This is a genomic window from Paenibacillus pedocola (assembly GCF_031599675.1).
GTDB classification, from domain to species: domain Bacteria; phylum Bacillota; class Bacilli; order Paenibacillales; family Paenibacillaceae; genus Paenibacillus_AQ; species Paenibacillus_AQ pedocola.
In genome coordinates, this window is record NZ_CP134223.1 from 1155047 (window position 1) to 1172160 (window position 17114).

Annotated in this window: 18 protein-coding genes and 1 other annotated feature; of the genes, 16 read left to right on the forward strand and 2 right to left on the reverse strand. The window is 52.3% G+C overall.

What is annotated here, in order from left to right; translation table 11 throughout:
* Window positions 1-70: 70 nt before the first annotated feature.
* The 5 genes from tsaE to QU597_RS04955 all read left to right on the forward strand — a co-directional run bounded on the left by tsaE (window position 71) and on the right by QU597_RS04955 (window position 5399).
* The gene (tsaE, locus tag QU597_RS04935; RefSeq protein WP_310831630.1) at window positions 71-562 is read left to right on the forward strand and encodes a tRNA (adenosine(37)-N6)-threonylcarbamoyltransferase complex ATPase subunit type 1 TsaE; all 492 of its coding nucleotides are present in this window, start codon (window positions 71-73) and stop codon (window positions 560-562) included.
* Window positions 559-1398, forward strand: a complete 840-nt coding sequence (gene tsaB / locus QU597_RS04940) for a tRNA (adenosine(37)-N6)-threonylcarbamoyltransferase complex dimerization subunit type 1 TsaB (protein WP_310831631.1) — start codon at window positions 559-561, stop codon at window positions 1396-1398. Before tsaE ends, tsaB begins: the two co-directional genes overlap by 4 nt.
* A complete protein-coding gene (gene rimI, locus QU597_RS04945) occupies window positions 1395-1919 on the forward strand; it encodes a ribosomal protein S18-alanine N-acetyltransferase (protein ID WP_206103389.1) in 525 nt (174 codons plus the stop codon). The genes tsaB and rimI overlap by 4 nt, the downstream gene beginning before the upstream one ends.
* Entirely contained in the window at window positions 1916-2965 is a 1050-nt protein-coding gene (gene tsaD, locus QU597_RS04950) for a tRNA (adenosine(37)-N6)-threonylcarbamoyltransferase complex transferase subunit TsaD (RefSeq protein WP_310831632.1), read from the forward strand. The genes rimI and tsaD overlap by 4 nt, the downstream gene beginning before the upstream one ends.
* A 423-nt stretch (window positions 2966-3388) precedes the next feature.
* Window positions 3389-3683 (forward strand) — a binding site (T-box leader).
* 147 nt (window positions 3684-3830) lie between these two features.
* Window positions 3831-5399 carry a 2-isopropylmalate synthase gene (locus QU597_RS04955; protein WP_310831633.1) on the forward strand — a complete coding sequence of 523 codons (1569 nt, stop codon included), beginning with the start codon at window positions 3831-3833 and terminating at the stop codon, window positions 5397-5399.
* A 448-nt stretch (window positions 5400-5847) separates the two neighbouring features.
* On the opposite strand, the gene QU597_RS04960 is transcribed toward QU597_RS04955, so the two are convergent.
* Window positions 5848-7800 (reverse strand): ABC-F family ATP-binding cassette domain-containing protein, encoded by a 1953-nt coding sequence (locus tag QU597_RS04960; RefSeq protein WP_310831634.1) that lies wholly within the window; start codon window positions 7798-7800, stop codon window positions 5848-5850.
* 310 nt (window positions 7801-8110) lie between these two features.
* Here QU597_RS04960 and QU597_RS04965 point away from each other — a divergent pair, with 310 nt between their 5' ends.
* The 7 genes from QU597_RS04965 to groL all read left to right on the forward strand — a co-directional run bounded on the left by QU597_RS04965 (window position 8111) and on the right by groL (window position 13445).
* Entirely contained in the window at window positions 8111-8761 is a 651-nt protein-coding gene (locus QU597_RS04965; protein WP_310831635.1) for a 5-formyltetrahydrofolate cyclo-ligase, read from the forward strand.
* Window positions 8742-9215: a cyclic pyranopterin monophosphate synthase MoaC gene (moaC, locus tag QU597_RS04970; protein WP_310831636.1), complete on the forward strand. Its 474-nt coding sequence runs from the start codon at window positions 8742-8744 to the stop codon at window positions 9213-9215. The genes QU597_RS04965 and moaC overlap by 20 nt, the downstream gene beginning before the upstream one ends.
* Before the next feature lie 76 nt (window positions 9216-9291).
* Complete coding sequence (locus QU597_RS04975) at window positions 9292-9777, forward strand: MogA/MoaB family molybdenum cofactor biosynthesis protein (RefSeq protein WP_054939027.1); 486 nt, start codon at window positions 9292-9294, stop codon at window positions 9775-9777.
* A 135-nt stretch (window positions 9778-9912) separates the two neighbouring features.
* A complete protein-coding gene (gene tatA / locus QU597_RS04980) occupies window positions 9913-10152 on the forward strand; it encodes a twin-arginine translocase TatA/TatE family subunit (protein WP_310833233.1) in 240 nt (79 codons plus the stop codon).
* 108 nt (window positions 10153-10260) lie between these two features.
* Entirely contained in the window at window positions 10261-11031 is a 771-nt protein-coding gene (tatC, locus tag QU597_RS04985; RefSeq protein ID WP_310831637.1) for a twin-arginine translocase subunit TatC, read from the forward strand.
* Between the two features lie 360 nt (window positions 11032-11391).
* On the forward strand, window positions 11392-11673 hold the full coding sequence (gene groES / locus QU597_RS04990; protein WP_054939030.1) for a co-chaperone GroES: 282 nt from the start codon (window positions 11392-11394) through the stop codon (window positions 11671-11673).
* A 140-nt stretch (window positions 11674-11813) separates the two neighbouring features.
* Entirely contained in the window at window positions 11814-13445 is a 1632-nt protein-coding gene (groL, locus tag QU597_RS04995) for a chaperonin GroEL (RefSeq protein WP_054939031.1), read from the forward strand.
* A gap of 160 nt (window positions 13446-13605) precedes the next feature.
* Here the strand turns inward: groL and QU597_RS05000 are convergent, their stop codons facing one another.
* Window positions 13606-14577, reverse strand: coding sequence for a tRNA dihydrouridine synthase (locus QU597_RS05000; protein WP_310831638.1), 972 nt, complete (start codon window positions 14575-14577; stop codon window positions 13606-13608).
* Between the two features lie 235 nt (window positions 14578-14812).
* Here QU597_RS05000 and QU597_RS05005 point away from each other — a divergent pair, with 235 nt between their 5' ends.
* The 4 genes from QU597_RS05005 to QU597_RS05020 all read left to right on the forward strand — a co-directional run bounded on the left by QU597_RS05005 (window position 14813) and on the right by QU597_RS05020 (window position 16987).
* Window positions 14813-15094, forward strand: coding sequence for a hypothetical protein (locus tag QU597_RS05005; protein ID WP_310831639.1), 282 nt, complete (start codon window positions 14813-14815; stop codon window positions 15092-15094).
* Window positions 15091-15267: a hypothetical protein gene (locus tag QU597_RS05010; protein WP_310831640.1), complete on the forward strand. Its 177-nt coding sequence runs from the start codon at window positions 15091-15093 to the stop codon at window positions 15265-15267. The genes QU597_RS05005 and QU597_RS05010 overlap by 4 nt, the downstream gene beginning before the upstream one ends.
* Window positions 15254-15586: a hypothetical protein gene (locus tag QU597_RS05015; RefSeq protein WP_310831641.1), complete on the forward strand. Its 333-nt coding sequence runs from the start codon at window positions 15254-15256 to the stop codon at window positions 15584-15586. Before QU597_RS05010 ends, QU597_RS05015 begins: the two co-directional genes overlap by 14 nt.
* Window positions 15587-15688: 102 nt before the next feature.
* Window positions 15689-16987: a helix-turn-helix domain-containing protein gene (locus QU597_RS05020; RefSeq protein ID WP_310831642.1), complete on the forward strand. Its 1299-nt coding sequence runs from the start codon at window positions 15689-15691 to the stop codon at window positions 16985-16987.
* Window positions 16988-17114 lie beyond the last annotated feature (127 nt).

A 17114-nucleotide genomic window follows, 5' to 3' on the forward strand; every position in this document is an offset into this window, starting at 1 on the left:
TACCCGTAGCATACCGATATAATTAAAAGTATTGCGGTGTTGGTACTATTTTAAAAGGTGGAGTTGCAGCTTGGACATTAACGATGAATCGGTGTTCACTTACCGTTCGTACAGCCTCCGGGATACGGAGCTGCTGGCAGCTGCGATAGCCGCCGCAGCCACAGCCGGTATGGTGATTGGCCTCGACGGGGATCTGGGTGCGGGGAAGACGGCGTTCTCGCAAGGTTTTGCGCGCCATTTGGGCGTGCAGGGGATTGTTAACAGTCCTACTTTTACTATAATCAAAGAGTATGATGGGCGTCTGCCGCTGTATCATATGGATGTATACCGGATCTCGCTGCAGGAAGCGGACGAGCTTGGACTGGACGAATATTTCTACGGGCAGGGAGTGTGCCTGGTGGAATGGAGCAGTATCATCACAGACTTGATGCCGCCGCGGCATCTGCATATATACATGGAAACAGCCGGACCGGAGGAACGTTATATTACGATAACCGGAACCGGTGAGCCTTATGGTGAATTGTGCCGGGCGTTGAGCCAGAAGTGGGGTAAACAAGGATGATGAACGAAAATAAAGGGCCGCGCAAGCGGCTTTTGGCGCTGGATACATCAACGGCTGTCCTGGGAGTAGCTGTAACTGAAGAAGGCAAACTATTGCATGAGATTAATGCATCCGGGGAGCGGAACCATTCTGTGCACCTGCTGCCGATTATTGAGCAGGCCTTGCAGGCCAGCGGTACGGATGCCTCGATGCTTGGCGGAGTGGCTGTCGGCCTGGGTCCGGGATCATACACGGGCACCCGGATTGCGGTGACTGCGGCCAAGACGCTGGCCTGGGCCTGGAAGGTGCCGGTAGTCGGCATTTCCAGCCTGCATGCCCTGGCTTGGGGCGGGTATGCTGCTGTACAAGAGAAGCAGCCTGATGCTGCGGCAGAACAAGCTGCACAGACGGACGGATTTGGTCCGGACTGGATTGTTCCTCTGCTCGATGCACGGCGGGGGCAAGTCTACACAGGGTTATTCACTTCATGCGGGCTCCAAGCTCCGCAGCGTCTCGAACCGGATGCCATCCGCCTTATGGCCGACTGGGTGCTCTATCTGGCAGACCGGCTGAAGCAGGCGGAGGCGGAGGGCAGCAAACCCCGCGCTGTCTGGTTTGTCGGCGAGACTGCGCTGCATGGCAGCGAGGACAGTCTTCGTCCGCTGCTGGGAGCAGCGGACGTACATGCGGAGCCTTATGAGCTGGAGGGGCGCTGGGCAGCGCTCCTTGGTGAGGAACGCCTGCTGGAGGGCAGCGGCGGTGACGATATTCACGGGTTAATCCCGAATTATACCCAGCTTACTGAAGCGGAAGCCAATCTGCGCCGGAGCAGTGAAGGGAGCGCGAGCAAAGTATGACGGAACCTACGCGGGCGGGAGAACAGGAGAGCGGTCCTGTATTTCGCCTGATGAAGCTTGAGGATATTCCAGAGATTCTCGTGATCGAACGGGAAGCTTTTACGATGCCCTGGACGGAGGAAGCGTTCCGTAATGAGCTGACGCATAATCATTTTGCCAAATACATGGTGATGGAGCTGGCCGGCCATATCATCGGCTATGCCGGGATGTGGGCGATTGTCGACGAGGCCCATGTGACGAACATTGCCCTGCTCGAAGCTTACCGGGGACGCAAATGGGGCGACCGGCTGCTGGAGGAGCTGATGAAGACGGCGAGCTTTTTGGGCATGAAGTCGATTACGCTAGAGGTCCGGGTCTCGAATGAGGTGGCCCAGAATTTATACCGCAAAAAAGGTTTCCGGCCGGCCGGTACCCGTAAGGGGTATTATTCGGACAACCGTGAGGATGCGCTGATTATGTGGGCGGATCTGCCGGAGTATGGAGAGCAAGGGTTGACGGAAGGAAGCGTGGATCTAAAATGAATACTGAAACAGGCGCTATTGAGCCTGTACTTATATTGGCTATTGAGACGAGCTGTGATGAAACCTCAGTAGCAGTCATCAAAGACGGACACGAGGTGCTGGCAAATATTATTTCCAGCCAGATTGAAACTCACCGCGCCTTCGGCGGCGTAGTGCCGGAGGTTGCCTCACGCAAGCATGTCGAGGTGATCACCCTGGTGATCGAGGAGGCGCTGGCAGCCGCAGGGGTACAGCCTGAGGAGCTAACGGCAGTTGCGGTCACGCAAGGACCGGGACTTGTCGGGGCGCTGCTGGTGGGTGTCGTTGCGGCCAAAAGCCTGGCGCTGGCCTGGGGCAAGCCGCTAATCGGCACGCATCATATTGCCGGGCACATTTATGCCAACCGGCTGGTGAAGGAATTACAGTACCCGTGTATGACTCTCGTTGTATCCGGGGGACATACGGAGCTGGTCAATATGGAGCGCGAAGGGGAATTCCGGATTATCGGGCGCACCCGCGATGATGCGGTCGGCGAAGCCTACGACAAAGTCGCCCGCGCACTTGGCTTTCCGTATCCGGGCGGTCCTCATGTAGACCGTCTGGCCCGTGAAGCGGCAGAAGCGGTAGCCTTGCCGCGTGTCTGGCTGGAGCATGATTCCTATGATTTCAGCTTCAGCGGTCTGAAGTCGGCTGTGCTGAATGTGGTGAATCAGAGCAAGATGAAGGGGCTGACACCGGATGTGGCCGGCATCGCCCGCGGTTTCCAGGAATCTGTGGTCGAGGTGCTGGTGGAGAAGGCCGTCCGGGCTGTAAAAGCCTGTGAGGCTAAGCAGCTTCTGCTCTGCGGCGGGGTTGCCGCCAACAAAGGGCTGCGTGAGGCACTGGTATCCCGCTGCGAGGCTGAAGGCATTGAGCTGATCATTCCTCCGCCGGTGTACTGCACGGATAATGCTGCTATGATCGGAGCTGCGGCCTATGTGAAATGGCGTCATGACGGCAGCACACCGCTGGATATGGTTGCCGATCCGGGCTTATCGCTGGAAAAGTGGTCTGTGTCCGCCTATTGACATCATTTGAACGGGAAGAGTATAATCAACCCAATTAAACGATGTAAACGCGATGAAGGGAAGCAGTAGGGTTACTCCGGGATAAGAGAACTGCGGGGAGGTGCGACGCAGCCGAAGGAGACCTGAACTCGTCCGGGAGCGGAACGGTGGAAGCGGGATGTTCTTTCTAGAGGGACATTAAACGGCATGCTGAGTGTGCCGGACCTTTCGTACACCGTTACGGGTAACCTCCGTGAGAGGGTGGTCAAGTAAGTGAAGGCGGATGCTGAAGCAACCGTATGAACTTGCCTGACTGTTGAGTGGATATTCTGAGGGCAGCGTAATAGGGCTGAACCGGAATATCAACAAGAGTGGTACCGCGAAGGTTAACAGCCTGTCGTCTCTTGAATAGAGGCGGCAGGCTTTTTTGTGTACTTATAGGGATTACACGCAATGAACGGGAGCAGTAGATGACGAAGGTGTACAGAGAGCTGCGGGGTGGTGCGACGCAGACGCCTATGAAGCATTGAATCTCGCCCGGGAGCGGAGCGGCGGAAATACGATGTACGCCGCGACGGAGGTCTCCGTTACCAGACACTCATTCTTGCTGAACCGTGCCTTAAATGGACGCCAGGCCAAGGATGGGAAAGAGCTGGACGCAGCTTGCGGTTTGCTATGAATAGGAGCCGGATGCGTCAAAAAGAGTGGTACCGCGGAGGGGTAACCCGCCGTCTCTTTATAGAGACGGCGGGTTTTTGTGTTGTGATAAAAGCGGTTGAGATGCTGCCGGCAGCAGTGGGCGGGAACAGCAGGGGACAAGTCGACGTGTGCCCTGCGCAACATCCAGTGAACAGCGTATGCTAACTAAACTTTAGGAGGGTTTTCCATGATCATTCCAGTAAAAAAACGGATTCAAATTTTTGATACAACGCTGCGTGACGGCGAGCAGGCTCCCGGAGCGAGCCTGACGCCTGAGCAAAAGATCGTACTCGCTTATAAGCTGGCTGAGCTGGGGGTGGATGTGCTGGAGCCGGGCTTTCCGATATCGAGTCCGGGGGATTTTGCCGCTGTGGAGACGATCTCCCGCAAGGTTCAGGGCGTGGAAATCTGCGGATTTGCCCGCGCTGTCCGGGGGGATATCGATGCGGCCGTCCGGGCGACCCGGGATGCAGAGCGGCGGAGGATTCACCTGTTCATCTCCTCTTCCGACATTCACCTGCGCCACCAGCTGCGCAAAAGCCGCCCTGAGGTAGTCGCAGCCGCCCGTGAAATGACAGCCTATGCCCGGCAGTTCTGCGAGGTGGTGGAGTTCACTGCGATGGATGCGGCCCGGACGGGAATCGATGATCTGATTGAGATGGTTGAGGCAGTCATTGAAGAAGGGGCCAGTATTATCAACCTGCCGGATACCGTCGGCTATGCCTTGCCGCATGAATACGGGGAGATGTTCCGGCGGGTGCGCCTTGGCGCCAGGGGCGGAGAGAAAGTCAGCTACAGCGCCCATTGTCATAATGATCTGGGGCTTGCCGTAGCGAACAGCCTCGCAGCTATTGCCGGTGGGGCAACCCAAATCGAGGTTACAGTCAACGGCGTCGGCGAACGCACCGGGAACTGTGCGCTGGAAGAGCTGGTCATGGCCCTTGAGACCCGGGGGGACGCTCTCGGTGCGGAAACGGGGATCGTACTGGATAAGCTGTATGATACCTCGCGGATCATCAGCGGGGCGATGCATTTCCCGATTGCCTATAACAAGCCGGTCGTCGGCAGAAATGCCTTCCAGCATGAGTCCGGCATCCATCAGGATGGTTTGCTGAAGGACCGCAGCACGTACGAGATTATGGACCCTGAGCGGCTGGGAATTCCGCGCAGCATGATCATTCTGGGCAAGCATTCCGGCAGACATGCACTTAAGGACCGCGCGGCGAAGTATGGAATTGCCCTGGATGCGGCAGAGCTGGATGCACTCTACGAATCCTTCAAGGAGACGGCCGATCGCCAGAAAGCGGTCAGCGATGACGAACTGCTGCGGATGGTCAGCACGGCTACCGGACAGCAGGCCCAGGTCTACGAGCTGGGCGATGTTCAGGTGCTGGCCGGCAGCGCCCCGCGGAGGGTGGCCGCAGTGACGGTCCGCCACCTGCAGAACGGTACAGAAAAAGCGTACACCAGCACCGGCAGCGGCCCTTTGGAGGCAGTCATTGCTGCAACCAGCCAGGGAATCGCCGAGCATATCAGCTTTGCGGGACTGGAGCTGCACTCACTGGGCAGCGGGGAGAATGCCCAGGCTGAAGCTGCGGTTATGGTGGAATGGGAAGGCAGTAAGTTTAGGGGGACAGCGATCCATCAGGATATTGTAATGGCAGCAGGGATAGCTTATATTGCCGCTTGCAATGCGGCACTGCTCTCCGCCCAGGTAGAGCAGGTCCGGGAGGCAGCTTTTCCGGTAGTGGAATAGATAGGGGTTACAGACCTTCATCTTGGTGCATGCGCGCCGGGAAGAGGGTCTGTTTTTACGTTGGGCCGGGCATCTGTACGGCTTCTTTTAATAATTTGTAGGATGGAATTTTAGCATATGCGGCTTTTGTCAAGATGTGGACAACGTTATCCACATATTCTGCCTTAGTTGTGTAAAAACCGTGTAAAATCAGCAATAACGCCTATTTTCTGAACCGTAGAAATGTGAAGTTATCCTGTGTGAGGTTTTTGTGGAAATTGTGGATAATGTGGATAATTCGGTGGATAAAAAGTCCTTGACAAACAAAATAGCGATTTATCGCGTAAAAAAAGGCCCCGGGGGGCTTTTTTTACGGAGAGTTATACACGAAAACTGTGGATGGGGTTGTGGATAAGTTTTTATGAACAAATCGGTAACAGTTTAAAAATATTTATTTAACCTGATTACATTATTCGTCAGCCAGCTGCTCCCATTCGTCAAACCGTTCGCTAAGCTGCGTTTTTTTGTCCTTGAGGTCATTCTCATGCTCCTGAAGCGCCATGTAATCCTGATAAACCTCCGGTTTGGTCATTTCATGCTCAATTCCGGCGATCTCTTCCTCCAGGCGGGCAATGGTTTCTTCCAGCTCTGAAATCCGCCGCTGCCGGTTCCGTTCCTCCCGTTTGGCCGCTTTATCCGCTTCATAGGAGGAGGCACTGCCTTTGTCTGCCGCGGCATCAAGATCGGCATTGCGCGAGGCTTTGGCCGCCGTAAGTTCGGCTTCCTCCAGGGCGATGGCCTCCAGCTCTTTTTTCTTCTCAACATAATCATCATAGTTGCCAAGATACTGGTCGATGCCGCCGGGATGCAGCTCCAATACGCGCTCAGCCATTTTGTTGAGGAAATAACGGTCATGGGAGATGAATAACAGGGTGCCTTCAAAATCGATCAGGGCGGACTCCAGCACCTCGCGGCTGACCAAATCCAAATGGTTGGTAGGCTCATCGAGAATGAGCATGTTTGCGCCGCGCAGCATCAGCTTTGATAGTGCCACGCGTGCTTTTTCACCGCCGCTGAGCGCTGCGACCCGCTTCAGGACATCCTCCCCGCTGAACAGGAAGTTGCCGAGAATGGTACGGATCCGGGCCTCTTCAAGCATCGGATATTCGCTCCACAGCTCCTCTAGAACCGTATTGCGCGGGTTGAGCCTTGTCTGTTCCTGATCGTAATAAGCGATCTTTACTTTGGCTCCCCAGTTTACGGTTCCGGCGGATGGCTCCCGGGTACCGGTCATGCATTGCAGCAGCGTTGATTTGCCGATCCCGTTCGGGCCGATCAGTGCTGCTGTTTCGCCGCGCCGCAGTTCAAAGGACGCGTTACGGAAGAGTGGCGCTGCTTCTTCGCTGAAGGATACGGCAACGTCACGTACCTGCAGCACCTCTTTACCGGACATGAAGTCAGGCTCGAAGGAGAAGCTGGCTTTCTTCAGGTCACCGAGCGGCTTGTCGATACGGTCCATTTTTTCCAGCGCTTTGCGCCGGCTCTGGGCACGTTTGGTTGTAGAAGCACGCACGATGTTACGCTGCACGAAATCCTCCATCCGGGAGATCTCGTCCTGCTGCTTCTCGTACTGCTTCATGCGGATCTCATATTCCGCAGCCTTCAGCTCCATATAACGGCTATAGTTTCCTGTATACCGCCGGGACTGATGCCGCTCAATTTCAACGATCGTGGTAACCAGCCTGTCGAGGAAATACCGGTCATGGGAGACGACCAGAATTCCGCCGGCATAGCTGCGCAAATAATCCTCCAGCCACGTCAGCGTCTCAATGTCCAGGTGGTTCGTAGGCTCATCGAGCATGAGCAGATCCGGGGCCTGAAGCAGGATGCGGGCCAGCGCGAGCCGTGTCTTCTGTCCTCCGCTTAAGGTGGCAATCGGCGTATCCGGTGCGAATTCTCCGAAACCCATCCCGTGCAGCACGCTGCGGATGCGTGTGTTCATCTCATAACCGCCGTGGTCTTTGAACCAGTCCGACCGTTTGGCGTACCGTTCCAGCAGATCTTCATACCGTTTCGGGTCATCGGCAAGCTTAGGATCAGCGATGCTCGCCTCCATCTGCCGCAGCTCGGCTTCCGCCTCGATCAGCGGAGCGAATACAGCGAGCATCTCTTCCTGTATCGTTTTGTCCGACTGCAGTCCGCTGTTCTGGGCTAGATAGCCGATAGTTGTTTCTTTGGATTTATGAATTTGCCCGCTGTCAAAGGACATCTCACCCGCGAGGATCTGCAGGAAGGTGGATTTGCCGGCGCCGTTAACGCCTACCAGTCCAACCCGCTCCTTCTCATTCACCTGCAGGCTGATGCCGTCCAGCACGCTTTGTATACCATATGATTTCGAAATTCCTGTCGCTTGAAGAAGCATACTGATGAGACCTCCGCCCTTGCATATTTCGCCTTGGCGCTGACGCCCGGCCGTGTAACTTGCTTATTCTATAGTTTACATGAAAAGCGCCAGCGGCGCGAGGGGGCAGGAACTTTGCTGCAGGGTGCGGAAAGCCGGGAGAATTGAGGAGCTCGGCGTGTTTTTTGACAGCAGGATAAGAGGAGAACATCTTGAATGATTCGCATAACAGAGCAAATGATACAACCTTGGCGAACCGGGGAGAAGAGTGGTAAACTGAGTTTACAAACTATGATAAGCTAGTCCTATGAACAGGAGGAGGCGGCTGCAGATGACAGGCCAGAGCGCCTTGCTCGCCGAATTAAAGCGGGAACTGCGCGCGGAGAGAGCCGCCGTCCGCGACAAGCTGCCGGCAGACCAGAGAGAGGCATTGTCCACTCTGGTCTGCGGTTATGCAGCGGAGTGGCTTGCACGGGAAGGTGCAGAGAAGCTGCTTGCCTACGTGCCGTTCCGTTCGGAGCTGGACACGCGCCCGCTGATCGACGGCGCCTGGGCAGCGGGCCGTAAGGTGCTGCTGCCCCGTGTGATCCAATCCACAGGAAAGATGAGCCTGCATCCGGTAAACTCATGGAAAGAGCTTGCCGCTGGAGCCTACGGTATCCAGGAGCCTATTTCCGCCCCGGCTTGTGAACCCGGCGGGCAGTGCCGTCCGGATGCTGTGTTCGTGCCCGGACTGGCTTTTGACCGCCGCGGCGGAAGGCTCGGTTACGGACGCGGCTATTATGACCGTCTGCGGGCAGCCTGGGAAGCGGAGCTTCCGGCATCCGCAGGAGCTCCGCTGTGGATCGGCCTGGCATTCGGTCAGCAGCTGGTACCGGAGGTACCCATGGATTACCATGATGCCTATATGGACATGTTGATTACAGAAGACGGGATCATGGATTTCCGGAAGGAGAAACAGCATGGAACTAAGCCATTTTAATGAGCAGGGCCGGGCACGCATGGTGGATGTCAGCGACAAGGAGATCACCAAGCGGTCGGCCGCTGCGAGAAGCAAGGTAAAGATGGACCCCGGGACGCTTGATGCCATCAAGGCCGGCAGGATCGGTAAAGGGGATGTACTGGCTGTCGCGCAGGTCGCTGGAATCATGGCCGCCAAAAAAACAGCCGACTGGATCCCGATGTGCCATCCGCTGCCGCTGACCGGCATTGATATCCGCTTCTCGGATAACAGCAAAGATGAACTTTATATAGAAGCAACTGTCAAGACAACCGGGATGACCGGTGTGGAGATGGAGGCGCTGACGGCCGTTTCTGCGGCAGCGCTGACAGTGTACGACATGTGCAAGGCGCTGCAGAAGGACATGATTATCGGACCGACGATGCTGGTGTCAAAGAGCGGCGGGAAAAACGGGGATTATGCGCTGGAGGTTTAAACACAGCACGTATAGCGCGAGAAGGCTGCAGTCTGCAGCCGTCCATACATAGTACATAGAGAGGGAGGGACAACCTATGGCGTGGAAAACAGCAATCCTGACGGCCAGCGATAAAGGGTCCAGGGGCGAACGGGAAGACACTAGCGCCCAGGTTATTCGGGAGCTGGTAGAAGAAGAGCTTGGCGGCGAGATCATTGAGGTCAGGATCGTGCCGGACGAGCAGGATGAGATTATTGCCGCATTGATTGAGCTTACGGATTATTTCAAGGCCGATCTGGTGCTGACTACAGGAGGTACCGATCTGGCAATCCGTGATGTTACACCGGAAGCCACCCGGCGTGTGATCGAACGGGAGGTGCCGGGCCTTTCGGAAGCGATGCGGAGTACAGTAATGCAAAAGAACCGCGCGGTGATGCTTTTCCGCGGCATTTGCGGAATCCGCGGAAGAACGCTGATTGTCAATCTGCCGGGAACTCCGAAAGGTGTGCATGAGAATCTCGCAGCGATTATGGATCAGCTGCCGGAAGCACTGCTGATGGTCACCGGCCAGTATCGTCAATAACCTCTGCCGGACGCTGTCTGTGTCCCATCCAATCTGCTGAAAAGCCGGTTGGATGTGTGACAAAAGTTATGGTATTATTAAATTAGTGTTTAAGATATCATGAACGGACAGAGTAACGAGGAGGAATAACAAATGCTGAATGGTATTGGTGCTCCCGGAATTATATTACTGGTTATCCTGGCGCTGCTGCTCTTTGGTCCGAACAAGCTTCCTGAGCTTGGGCGTGCAGTCGGACGCACCTTCCGTGAGTTCAAGGACGGGGCACGTGAGATTATCAGCGAGCCGGAACCGGCAAAGCGCAGTGAAGCGCCTGTTCCGCTGGCCCCGCAGAAATTAGCTGCAGAACTTCCGCAGGACCGGCGTCTTCCGGAATAATACGAATTATCTACGCGGGGGCGTTCCTCTCAGGTCTGGTTAAGACTGGGCGGCGCCCCCTTTTTTTTACGGGGAATTCTACATAAGTCATTTGGGTGGTGCCATATCATGTCTCTGGAAGCGGAAGAAATGTCAGTGGTTGATCATCTTACCGAACTGCGCAGACGGATTATCTATGTGCTGATTGTGTTTGTAGCCGGTCTTATCGGCGGACTGTTCGTCGCCAAACCGATTTATCTGTACCTGATTCACGCCGATCAGGCTGAGGGCTTTGTTCTGCATGCATTCTCCTTCTGGGACGGTATCGGCATGTATATGAAGATTGCCATGGCGGTCTCGCTGGCGGTCTCACTGCCGTTCATTGTCTATCAACTGTGGGCGTTCATCAGTCCCGGGCTGCGGCCTCTGGAGCGTAGTGCGGCACTACGGTATGTGCCCTATGTGTTCGTGCTGTTTATACTTGGTATAGCATTTGCCTATTACATTGTGTTTCCTATGGCGCTGTCATTCACGATCTCTATTACCCGCAGCATGGGGCTTGCGGAGACGTACGGGATTGCCGAATATTTCAGCTTCATGTTCAGCCTGTGCATTCCGCTGGCCTTGCTGTTTGAGCTGCCGCTGATTGTCATGTTCTTGACAAAGCTGAGAATTCTCAACCCGCTGCGCCTGCGCCGGATGCGGCGGTATGCCTATTTCGCGCTTGTCTTTATTGCCGTAGTGATTACGCCGCCTGATTTCATCTCGGACTTTCTTGTAACCCTTCCGCTGATCGTGCTCTATGAGTTCAGCGTATTTCTCTCAGCCTTTGTCTACCGCAAGCAGCTGGCGGAGGATGCCGGACGGGAAGCGCGTTATGTTAAACAAGAGGAGCTCTGACATTGAACCTCCGGCTTCGAATCTTGAGTTTTGAAGCCGGGACGGGCATACTTTGCCTTTCGGTGGATAGAATGTAAGAGAGTGTGTGCCGGACAACCCTGCAAACCATATTTTTCCGTAAAACAATGCGATTTTACGTAAAAGGACTTGAAATCCGTCTTCAAGTTGAGTATCATAAAAATTGTTGTTAGCACTAAAGATGGTTGAGTGCTAACGGAGCTGAACAATATGGGATTAGCCGGCAGAGGCCGCGCCAAGACGATATTTTCACAAGCAGCCGTATGAATCCTTATTGATTCTCCGGCATCCCAATCTATGTTCTCAAGGTAAATAACATAATTTCAAAGGAGGCTATTTTTCATGATCAAACCACTAGGTGAACGCGTATTGGTAGAACCAAGCGAGCAACAGGAAACCACTTCTTTCGGTATCGTGCTTCCGGACTCTTCCAAAGAGAAGCCGCAGGAAGGCAAAATTATCGCAGTCGGCAGCGGAGCTCTTAAAGACGGAGTGCGTGTACCGCTGGAAGTTAAAGAAGGCGACCGCGTGATCTTCTCGAAATATGCCGGAACCGAAATCAAATACGAAGGCAAAGAATATCTGATTATGAAGGAAAGCGACATTCACGCGATTCTTGACTAAGAAGAACGTTTATAAGTTTAGCCGTAACCATACTTAAGCTTCAACGCACGTAACACAAACCAGGTTTACGCTTTCGAAGTAAGTTTGTTCGAAGTGTAGCCATGAAGTAACGCTCACAAACTTTTAGGAGGTTAACACTAATGGCAAAAGAAATTAAATTCAGTGAAGACGCCCGCCGCTCGATGCTTCGCGGGGTTGATGCTTTGGCAAATGCAGTAAAAGTTACACTGGGTCCTAAAGGCCGCAACGTGGTGCTCGAGAAGAAATTCGGCAGCCCGCTGATCACTAACGACGGTGTTACCATCGCGAAAGAAATCGAACTCGAAGATGCATTCGAGAACATGGGCGCACAGCTCGTTAAAGAAGTAGCTACTAAGACCAACGATGTAGCCGGTGACGGTACTACAACTGCAACGGTTCTGGCACAGGCTATGATCCGCGAAGGTCTGAAGAACGTAACTGCAGGCGCTAACCCTATGGTGATCCGCAAAGGGATCGACAAAGCGGTTAAAGCGGCTGTTGCTGAACTGCAGAAGATTGCTAAGCCAATCGAAGATTCCCAGGCTATCGCTCAAGTAGCAGCTATCTCCGCTGCTGATGATGAAGTGGGACAACTGATTGCAGAAGCTATGGAAAAAGTCGGAAAAGACGGTGTTATCACTGTTGAAGAATCCCGCGGATTCCTGACTGAGCTTGAAGTGGTTGAAGGTATGCAGTTTGACCGCGGCTACATTTCCCCGTACATGATTACTGACACGGACAAAATGGAAGCTGTTCTGGACAACCCGTACATCCTGATCACTGACAAGAAGATCAGCAGCACGCAGGAAATTCTTCCGCTGCTTGAGAAGATTGTACAGCAGGCCCGTCCGCTCGTAATCATCGCTGAAGATATCGAAGGCGAAGCGCAAGCTATGCTGATCGTGAACAAACTGCGCGGAACCTTCAACGCTGTTGCTGTTAAAGCCCCTGGCTTTGGCGACCGCCGTGAAGCAATGCTGCAGGACATCGCTGCTCTGACAGGCGGCCAGGTGATCACTGAGAAGCTGGGTCTTGACCTGAAGAGCACTTCCATCGAACAACTGGGTAACGCCCGCCAAGTGCGCGTAACCAAAGAAAACACTACCATCGTAGACGGCAGCGGCGACAAAGCGGACATCAATGCACGTGTAAGCCAAATCCGTTCCCAGCTGGAAGAAACCACTTCCGAGTTCGACAAAGAAAAACTGCAGGAGCGTCTGGCTAAACTGGCTGGCGGCGTAGCCGTTGTCAAAGTCGGCGCAGCAACTGAAACAGAACTGAAAGAGCGCAAACTGCGCATCGAAGACGCCCTGAACGCAACCCGCGCTGCGGTTGAAGAAGGTATCGTATCCGGTGGGGGTACAGCTCTTGTGAACGTATATAACGCTGTAGCGGCTGTTGATGTAACCGGCGACGAAAGAACTGGTGTCAACATCGTGCTGCGCGCTCTGGAAGAGCCAATCCGCACGATTGCTGCGAATGCTGGTGAAGAAGGTTCCGTTATCGTGGACCGCTTGAAGAAAGAAACTGTTGGTGTAGGTTACAACGCAGCTACCGGCGAATGGGTGAACATGTTCGAAGCCGGAATCGTTGACCCTGCGAAGGTAACTCGCTCCGCGCTGCAGAATGCTGCATCCGTAGCAGCTATGTTCCTGACCACTGAAGCAGTGATCGCTGACAAGCCAGAGCCTGAAAAAGGCGGCGGCATGCCAGACATGGGCGGCATGGGCGGTATGGGCGGCATGATGTAATAAGGGCTAAAAACCCTTATGCATCAAGGGTTTCCTTGATAGGAAACCTGCTTTGACCACATATTGTTAAATAAAGAGGCCTTTCGTTTAACTACGAAAGGTCTCTTTATTTTTTCTAGGTATTTCAAATGCGCTTGATGATTATAAAGGGGGGGATACTTCAATCTAATACTTGATCTAAAAGAGGTTTTACTAAACGGCGAACTTCGTCTGTTGACGTGGTATCCATTAATTGGTTTCTTAGTTCGTCTGCACCTCTAAATCCACGAGTATAGATTTTGAAAAAGCGAAGAAGTGGTTTAAATGAACGCGGCAGGGTTTCTGTTGAATATTTATCGTGCAGATCCAACTGTAAAAGAAGTAAATTGAGAAAATCTTTCGCTCTATGTTCTTTGGGTTCTTTTTCAAAAGCAAATGGATTGGTGAAAATACCGCGGCCAATCATTATACCATCAACGCCGTGTTGTTCAACTATTTTTAATCCTGTTGCGCGGTCCGGAATATCTCCATTAATGGTTAACAACGTATTTGGAGCAATTTCATCGCGCAATTTTTTTATTTCAGGAATTAGTTCCCAGTGTGCAGGTACTCTACTCTTCTCTTTTTTTGTACGAAGGTGAATGGAAAGATTCGCAATATCTTGTTTCAATATATGTCCTAACCAATCGCGCCACTCGTCAATTTTAGAGTACCCCAATCTTGTTTTCACACTAACCGGCAATCCACCAGCTTTTGCTGCTTGAATAATTTCTGCTGCAACTTGAGGATGGCGTATTAATCCAGCCCCTTTTCCGCTGGATGCGGCGTTTTGTGCCGGGCATCCCATGTTTATATCGATACCACGAAAACCAAGTTTTTTCATATCCATACTCATCTGTTCAAAAAGTGCAGGTTTATTGCCCCAAATATGAGCGACAATCGGTTGCTCATCAGCTGTGAACATTAAGCGGCCACCTACATTTTCTTTTCCAACAGGGTGACAATAATTTTCTGTACTTGTGAATTCCGTGAAAAATACGTCAGGTGTTGCAGCTTCTCTAATGACCTGACGAAATACAATATCTGTGACATCTTCCATTGGAGCTAATATAAAAAACGGTTTCGGTAAATCCATCCAAAAATTCGGTTCCATGTTATCTTCTCCTGTTGCAACATATAAAAACGATTTAATCTATAGCAAAGTCTTTGATCCATCATACATAGTATCATTATTTTTCGTTTGATGCACAGAATCAATAGTGAGGGCGTGTAGCATCATTCTAACAAAATACTGAATTACCCAATCCATAGGTTTGCAAAATGAATAGAGTATAGCAGATGTTCTTCCGTCAGCAGCTATGGATTTGTTCACAAATGGGGTGATATTGATGGATTTGAATGCATTGACTGGCTTGTTCAATAACAACGACGGCTCAGTCGTGCTTAATGTCCTTTTATCCATCGCTTTAGTCTGGAGCATCCGGCAGATCGCGAATAAAGAAAAGGTCATACAGAATTATCAGAAACGTGATGAGGAGAACGAGAAGCAGCTCAATCAATACAACCGTTCACTCGTCAAGCTGCTTATTGAAAGAGAAGACAAGGCAAGAGAGACCAAGGTAAGAGAGAGCGCTGATAAAATTAATAGTGGGGAGGTCGTCGACAAGTGAAGCTCCTCGATATTTTCAGGAAAAATGAGATCAAGCCCAGTCGTGTGAAGAAAGAAATTGAGAAGTTAGGTAAAATCCAGGCAGCCTATGAAATGAATGATATCGAAAGCTTGGTGGACCTGCATCAATCCGGCCTGGGCAAGAGGGGAGACGATTTGCATGGGAATTATTGATTTGACACTTGTCGCGCTGGAGTTAACCGCCTTTATAGTGTTTACGGCATATGTGGTGCGGTACAGCCGCTATTTTATCGGTAACGGGCCGAAACGCACGTATAATCTCTATCTCCGCAGTGTGTGGATCACTTACTCCACCGTGGCTTTGCTCTGTCTTAACCTGTTATGGGGCCGCATTAATATTGTTTTTGGCTACAACGTAGACAGCATATCAAATACACTCAGAGAGTTTGTAATGATCCTTACCCTGATTCTGCTTGTGTTTGCCGGACTAATGCACAAGGAATTGTGGGACAGCAATCATAAGGACAGATAAACCAACAGAGCGGCCATAAATTTTAATGCTGAACATTATGAAGTATCCGGAAAAACGTGTAAAATGAAAGGAATGATGATGCAGCTTGGGGGACGGGCTTAGATGTATAGAGTGGGGATTGTCGGGCCGGCAGGTTCGGTCGAACGGATAGTCAGCTTGGCACAAATATTGAAACAGGAAATAGAATTCGTATCTTTCGTTTACGGGGAGCCTAGGGAGACGGAGCAGATTATCCGGCAGCATGACCGTGAGGTGGATTCATGGCTTTGCTCCGGTCCGATCCCTTATGCTTTTGCGCTGACAGCACTGGGTTCGGCTGAACGGATTGAGTATATTTGGGTGACGGAATCCGCCTTTTATAAAAGCCTGTTGGATCTGGCTTATACGCAGGGCCGGCTGGTTAAACGGATCAGCATCGATATGCCGGATAATGAGGGGCTTGTAGACAGTGCGCTGAAGCAGATTGAAAATGCGGGGCTGGAACTGCATACGAAGACTTACGAGCTTGATGCGGATACGGAAGAGTTGCTGAGCTTTCATCTCACGCTATGGCAGGAGGGCAGGACAGAAGGGGCGATCACTTGCTTTCCGAGTGTTGCAGCAGCGCTAAAGGCGGCAGGGGTTCAGGCTTTTACCGTCTCACCCAGCAGTCTGGAAATTATCCAGTCGCTCCGGCTTTTTGCAGAGAAAGTCAGAACCTCCTACTTCAAGGATACACAGATTGGTGTTGAAATCATTGAAGTGGAGAATTTCGACCGTGTTGCGCAAAAGCTGAATACTTCCTATCAATTGCAGTATCTGGAGCTGAAGCTGAAGGAAGAGCTGATCAAGCTCTGTGAGAGGCTGGACGGTTCTTTCCTGGAAAAAGGCGGCGGACGGTATGTCATCTTCAGTACACGCGGGGCAATTGAACGGGAGCTGAAGCTGCTGAGTGATACCGTTGATTATTTGGCGGCCAAAACGGATACCAGTGTAGCGGTGGGTATCGGCTTCGGTGAGACGGTGTCCGCTGCGGAGACGAATGCGCATACTGCACTTCGCCAATCCAAGGAGAAAACGGACAAACGCATCGTTATCATACAGGAGGACGGTGTCATCGTTGAGTCGGCCGATCAGGATGACAAGCTGGTCTATTCGTTTCGGACGAATGATCAGGAAATTATGGCCAAGCTGAAAACCAGCGGAATCAGCGTCAAAACATTCAATAAAGTAGTTGCGCTGGTCCGGCGGATGGGCTGGGAAAGCTTTACTGCCAAGGACTTGGCGGTCCAGCTGCAAATGACCGAACGCAATGCCCGGCGGATTATGACAGAATTGTCCGAGGCGGGGCTTGTCGACTCCGCCGGCGAGGAAGCACCGGGAGTACGCGGCAGACCCGTTAAAATATACCGGTTCAAGTAGGCATCCAATTGGGATGCCTCTTTTTTTGCGCCGTAGTGTAATGTTTCATGACTCATAACGTTATGTTAATTAAAAAACATTGAAAAACGGTAGACTCCTATATATTATGTATATAAGGAAATTATCC

Coding starts and splice junctions, on each gene's coding strand:
- tsaB (WP_310831631.1), top strand. CDS start 559: ATGATGAACGAAAATAAAGGGCCGCGCAAGCGGCTTTTGGCGCTGGAT.
- rimI (WP_206103389.1), top strand. CDS start 1,395: ATGACGGAACCTACGCGGGCGGGAGAACAGGAGAGCGGTCCTGTATTT.
- tsaD (WP_310831632.1), top strand. CDS start 1,916: ATGAATACTGAAACAGGCGCTATTGAGCCTGTACTTATATTGGCTATT.
- QU597_RS04955 (WP_310831633.1), top strand. CDS start 3,831: ATGATCATTCCAGTAAAAAAACGGATTCAAATTTTTGATACAACGCTG.
- QU597_RS04960 (WP_310831634.1), bottom strand. CDS start 7,800: ATGCTTCTTCAAGCGACAGGAATTTCGAAATCATATGGTATACAAAGC.
- QU597_RS04965 (WP_310831635.1), top strand. CDS start 8,111: ATGACAGGCCAGAGCGCCTTGCTCGCCGAATTAAAGCGGGAACTGCGC.
- moaC (WP_310831636.1), top strand. CDS start 8,742: ATGGAACTAAGCCATTTTAATGAGCAGGGCCGGGCACGCATGGTGGAT.
- QU597_RS04975 (WP_054939027.1), top strand. CDS start 9,292: ATGGCGTGGAAAACAGCAATCCTGACGGCCAGCGATAAAGGGTCCAGG.
- tatC (WP_310831637.1), top strand. CDS start 10,261: ATGTCTCTGGAAGCGGAAGAAATGTCAGTGGTTGATCATCTTACCGAA.
- groES (WP_054939030.1), top strand. CDS start 11,392: ATGATCAAACCACTAGGTGAACGCGTATTGGTAGAACCAAGCGAGCAA.
- groL (WP_054939031.1), top strand. CDS start 11,814: ATGGCAAAAGAAATTAAATTCAGTGAAGACGCCCGCCGCTCGATGCTT.
- QU597_RS05000 (WP_310831638.1), bottom strand. CDS start 14,577: ATGGAACCGAATTTTTGGATGGATTTACCGAAACCGTTTTTTATATTA.
- QU597_RS05005 (WP_310831639.1), top strand. CDS start 14,813: ATGGATTTGAATGCATTGACTGGCTTGTTCAATAACAACGACGGCTCA.
- QU597_RS05015 (WP_310831641.1), top strand. CDS start 15,254: ATGGGAATTATTGATTTGACACTTGTCGCGCTGGAGTTAACCGCCTTT.
- QU597_RS05020 (WP_310831642.1), top strand. CDS start 15,689: ATGTATAGAGTGGGGATTGTCGGGCCGGCAGGTTCGGTCGAACGGATA.